Origin of the sequence: Vibrio anguillarum (assembly GCF_001989995.2) — a bacterium.
GTDB classification, from domain to species: Bacteria; Pseudomonadota; Gammaproteobacteria; order Enterobacterales; family Vibrionaceae; genus Vibrio; species Vibrio anguillarum.
The window spans coordinates 1-1,633 of record NZ_JAHGUP010000186.1 but is presented as its reverse complement, the minus strand read 5'-3'; the positions used below and the strand labels follow the sequence as shown (position 1 = coordinate 1,633).

Sequence of the window (1,633 nt, the reverse complement as noted above, 5' to 3'; positions counted from 1 at the left end):
CTGAGTTGCATAACGCCCGCTTAAGGGGCAGCCAACGCCATTACCAACTTCCTGCATAACACCGTAATCACCAAAACCAACGCATAGTAAAAATGCCGCGCGTTGGCTGTCCCTCTTGAAGCGTTTGTTATGCCTATGCCAACCACAGAAATAATGAGAGTTACCTGTTCAATAATTGAGATATAGCCATTGTAAGATCCTCAGAGTAGACAGCAGCTAACAATGTCAAAACGCCTGTGATTAATGACGTAACTATTACCATCACAATTGACATCCGCTTAGTCTGATAGTGGGCATGTTGAGCAGCAAGAGCGTCACAAGCATCTAAAAGATCTTTAGGTAAGCTTGAATTTTTACTTGGTTCGCTATAGACCTTATCAATGTAATTTCTATAGAAATCTTGCAGTTTGATACATTCCTTATATGTTAAGGGCAACTTTGTATAAGCATAGGTATGCTCAATATTTGTAAAATCATTAACATTTAAATTCTTTAAATCCATTCTATTTCTCAATTTTTGAATTTTCTAATATTGAGGCATAACGCCCTGTTAAGGTGTGAGCAACGCATTACCGAAGCTACCGCATACCACCTTAAACACAAAACGCAACGCATAGCAAAAATGCCAAGTGTTGCGAATCACTCTTAAACAGTTTGTTATAAGCACATTATGTTATTTTCTTATCAACCAAGCTTGAAAACTCTTTCATTGTTTTTAGCTGCTCATCTGAAAGACACTCTCTTGAGTGAAAATTATTTAGCACCAAGCGTTTTTTGCTGAATGTTGGGTGGCTATTGATAAAATTTAAGTAACCCCGAAGTAGCTCAACCTTAGTCGTAGAGCGGGAAAGAGCCTTTTTTACTTTTTCCTCATAACGCCTTATTTCCAGTTCATCATCATACTCAAACTCTTCCACATACAGTTCACGAGCCAGTTTCTTTTGAGACCAACCAAGAAGGTCAAGCAATGACTTAATTTCATTTTGAATTTCACTGATATCCATTGTGTCCCCAAATGTCCCTATACACTATCGTAAATTAGTCATGTCCGATTGAGACAATAAAACTAACAAACGTAAGGAAAAATTTATGGCTAATAATACTCCACCAAATGGTCCAAGCAAAACTGGTAATCCTTCAGGTGGCGGTCGAGGTAACAACCCTCCACGCACTAAATAAGCATAAGAGTGCTAGGTGCTTGTACCTAGCACTTATTAAGGTTTCGCTTCAGGTTTTGGTCAAATAGATGCTTTGATGATTTAAAGTCGGAGTAGCTAACATCACTAATCGTTCTTTCCACTGCACATAAACACAGTGTTTGCTTTTTCTGATACTGGCCTGAACTCAATGATCGACCTGAGCTATTAACACACGCATCAGTAAGTGCAAACTCAACTTCCATAGGGTATCTATTATCGAAGATAACCGCTTCGGTAGCTTGTCCTACACCATACCCAATGACACCAATAATCCCAATATACTTAAGTTTTTTCTTAAGTTGCCAACTTTTCACCGATTTATTACATTCAGTGCAAATATATGATGTTTTGACCTTTGTTGGTCCTTCACATTCACAAATACTCAAAATTACTCCTTATTTTGAACAGTTCGGTGCTTATAACGCCCGGCTAAG

3 protein-coding genes are annotated in these 1,633 nt (G+C 38.3%); all 3 read right to left on the bottom strand.

The window, feature by feature from the left end:
• Positions 1–160: 160 nt before the first annotated feature.
• The 3 genes from PL85_RS18295 to PL85_RS18280 all read right to left on the bottom strand — a co-directional run bounded on the left by PL85_RS18295 (position 161) and on the right by PL85_RS18280 (position 1,585).
• Positions 161–502: a hypothetical protein gene (locus PL85_RS18295; RefSeq protein ID WP_115340166.1), complete on the bottom strand. Its 342-nt coding sequence runs from the start codon at positions 500–502 to the stop codon at positions 161–163.
• Positions 503–668: 166 nt separating this feature from the next.
• Complete coding sequence (locus PL85_RS18285; protein ID WP_052190358.1) at positions 669–1,004, bottom strand: hypothetical protein; 336 nt, start codon at positions 1,002–1,004, stop codon at positions 669–671.
• A 200-nt stretch (positions 1,005–1,204) separates the two neighbouring features.
• Complete coding sequence (locus PL85_RS18280) at positions 1,205–1,585, bottom strand: hypothetical protein (RefSeq protein WP_115340165.1); 381 nt, start codon at positions 1,583–1,585, stop codon at positions 1,205–1,207.
• Positions 1,586–1,633 lie beyond the last annotated feature (48 nt).